The sequence below is a fragment of the Stenotrophomonas sp. 2YAF22 genome (genome assembly GCF_052114665.1).
Classification (GTDB): Bacteria; Pseudomonadota; Gammaproteobacteria; order Xanthomonadales; family Xanthomonadaceae; genus Stenotrophomonas; species Stenotrophomonas indicatrix.
The window spans coordinates 1-2,695 of record NZ_JBFRFE010000602.1; the positions used below are offsets into that span (position 1 = coordinate 1).

General features: G+C 65.8%; 3 protein-coding genes and 1 pseudogene. 2 read left to right on the forward strand and 2 right to left on the reverse strand.

Annotated elements, in window-relative coordinates; all coding sequences use genetic code 11:
* Positions 1-119 (forward strand): annotated as a pseudogene (locus AB4Y84_RS18770) (ABC transporter permease); the annotation flags it as partial.
* Between the two features lie 138 nt (positions 120-257).
* Here the strand turns inward: AB4Y84_RS18770 and miaB are convergent.
* A complete protein-coding gene (gene miaB / locus AB4Y84_RS18775; RefSeq protein WP_223494703.1) occupies positions 258-1,676 on the reverse strand; it encodes a tRNA (N6-isopentenyl adenosine(37)-C2)-methylthiotransferase MiaB in 1,419 nt (472 codons plus the stop codon).
* A gap of 145 nt (positions 1,677-1,821) precedes the next feature.
* A complete protein-coding gene (locus AB4Y84_RS18780) occupies positions 1,822-2,442 on the reverse strand; it encodes a glutathione S-transferase family protein (protein ID WP_105163793.1) in 621 nt (206 codons plus the stop codon).
* A 79-nt stretch (positions 2,443-2,521) separates the two neighbouring features.
* Between AB4Y84_RS18780 and AB4Y84_RS18785 the strand changes: the two genes are divergently transcribed.
* The coding region (locus AB4Y84_RS18785) for a helix-turn-helix transcriptional regulator (RefSeq protein WP_442250643.1) at positions 2,522-2,695 on the forward strand (174 nt) is incomplete at its 3' end.

Consider the following 2,695-nt stretch of genomic DNA (forward strand, 5'->3'; position numbering starts at 1 on the left):
GCATCATGCTGCGCGGGGCTTCGCTGTGGGAGCTGTGGCCGGACGCGCTGGCGCTGCTGGTGTTCATCGTGGCGATGATGACCCTGGCCATCCTGCGCTTCCGCAAACGCCTGGATTGAAGCACGCCGACCAACGGTCGGCATCCACCCCGGTAGGTGCCGACCGCTGGTCGGCACACCTCAATTCCTCGGTGGGTGCCGACCGTTGGTCGGCACACCTCAATCCCTCGGTGGGTGCCGACCGTTGGTCGGCACACCCTATTCCGTCACGACGCGCCCGCGCAGCGAGTTGGTCATCGCTTCCGTGATCACCACGTCCACGAACTGGCCGATCAGGCGCGGGTGCGCCGGGAAGTTCACCGAACGCATGTTCTCGGTCTTGCCGGTCAGTTCGTTCGGGTTCTTGCGCGAAGGGCCTTCCACCAGCACGGTCTGTACGCTGCCGACCATCTTTTCGGAGATCTGCGCGGCATGCGCGTTGATTCGTTCCTGCAGCCGCGACAGGCGCGCATGCTTTTCCGCGTCGCTGATCGTGTCTTCCAGGTCTGCAGCCGGCGTGCCCGGGCGACGCGAATAGATGAAGGAGAAGCTGTGGTCGAAGCCGATATCCTCGATCAGCTTCATGGTCTTCTCGAAATCAGCATCCGTCTCGCCGGGGAAACCGACGATGAAGTCCGAACTGATCGAGATGTCCGGGCGCACCGCACGCAGCTTGCGGATCTTCGATTTGAATTCCAGAGCGGTGTAACCGCGTTTCATCGCCGACAGCACGCGGTCGCTGCCAGCCTGCACCGGCAGGTGCAGGAAGTTGGCCAACTGCGGTACATCGCGGAACGCGTCGATCAACGAATCGCTGAACTCCAGCGGGTGCGAGGTGGTGAAGCGGATGCGACCGATGCCGTCGATCTCGGCGATGGTGCGGATCAGCAGGCCCAGGTCGGCGAGCTCGCCATCACCATAGGGGCCACGGTAGGCGTTGACGTTCTGGCCGAGCAGATTGATCTCGCGCACGCCCTGTGCCGCAAGTTGTGCCACTTCCACCACCACGTCTTCGAACGGGCGGCTGACTTCGGTGCCACGCGTGTAGGGCACCACGCAGAACGAACAGTACTTGGAGCAGCCCTCCATGATCGACACGAATGCCGATGCGCCATCAGCACGCGGTTCGGGCATGCGATCGAACTTCTCGATTTCCGGGAAGCTGATGTCCACCTGCGGGCGCTGCTGCTCGCGACGGGCGCGGATCAGTTCCGGCAGGCGATGCAGTGTCTGCGGGCCGAACACCAGGTCGACGAACGGCGCACGCTTGATGATCGCCTCGCCTTCCTGCGACGCCACGCAACCGCCAACGCCGATGATGACCTCGCGGCCCTGGTTCTTCAGGCTCTTCCAGATGCCCAGCTGGCTGAACACCTTCTCCTGCGCCTTTTCGCGGATCGAGCAGGTGTTGACCAGGATGACGTCGGCGTCTTCCGGGCGATCGGTCAGTTCCAGGCCATCGCTGGCGGCGAGCACGTCGGCCATCTTGGCCGAGTCGTACTCGTTCATCTGGCAACCGTGGGTCTTGATGTACAGCTTGCCTTTCACCTGGTCGGGCTTGCGCGGACCAGAGGGCAGGGCAACGAGCGGGGTACCGCCCGGCGTGGCGGGCGGAAAGACGTCTGGCGTCCCGGTCATGGCGCTTAATCCATTCGGGTGGCGGGAAAGGGGCGATTCTACCCGCATCCCGCCCCGCTCGCCCTGCGCTCGCGCGGCGCCATGGTCCCGCGCCACCCGCATCCCGCCCCGTTTGGTAGCGCCGGGCCGTGCCCGGCGAGTGCCCTTACGCCGCGATCAGCTCCGCATCGATCTGCCGCGAACGATCAAACGCGGTCATCGCGCTCATCCGTTCGATGTAGGCGGCCGTCGCCGGTGCTGGCTGCACCAGGCCGAACGCACTGGTCCAGGCCAGCGCATTGCCCCACAGCACGTCGGCCGCACTCATCACCTCGCCCAGCAGGTACGGTCCCTGCGCGAGCTGTGCTTCGATCACCTGCAGCACCGTATCGGCATCGTTGTAGGGCGACATCGCATGCGGCGGAGGATCGCGGCGCATCGCCCGGTCGATCATCGCCGGCTCGAAACAGGCGCCATAGAAGGCCATCCAGCGCAGGTAAGGGCCGCGCAGGGCGTCGCCGATCGGCGGCGCCAGCCCTGCTTCCGGGTACAGGTCGGCCAGGTACAGATAGATCGCCACCTGCTCGGTCACCAGGGCGCCGTTGTGGACGATGGCCGGCACCTTGCCCATCGGGTTGATCGCCAGGTAGGCCGGGGCCAGGTTGGCGCCAGCCTTCAGGTCCAGCACCTGCATGCGGTAGTCGGCGCCCAGCGCTTCGAGCAGGGCGACAGCGCCGCTCGAGCGTGAACGGGCGGCGTGGTAGAGGGTGATCTGGCGTGACGTCATGGCATTGCTCCCTGCAGGTGGTGGTGAAGTGGGGTCATGCTGGGGCACAATTGCGGACGACTTCTGTCCGCGATCTCTCATGCGCCATACCGCCCATCGCCTGCTTCGCCTGATTTCCCTGCTGCAGGCCCGCCGTCACTGGTCCGGCGCCGAGCTGGCCGAGCGCATGGGCGTGGACCGGCGCAGCATCCGCCGCGATGTCGAGCGCCTGCGCGAGCTGGGATACCCGGTGCAGGCCTCGGCAGGCGTAGGC

Coding starts and splice junctions, on each gene's coding strand:
- AB4Y84_RS18780 (WP_105163793.1), bottom strand. CDS start 2,442: ATGACGTCACGCCAGATCACCCTCTACCACGCCGCCCGTTCACGCTCG.
- miaB (WP_223494703.1), bottom strand. CDS start 1,676: ATGACCGGGACGCCAGACGTCTTTCCGCCCGCCACGCCGGGCGGTACC.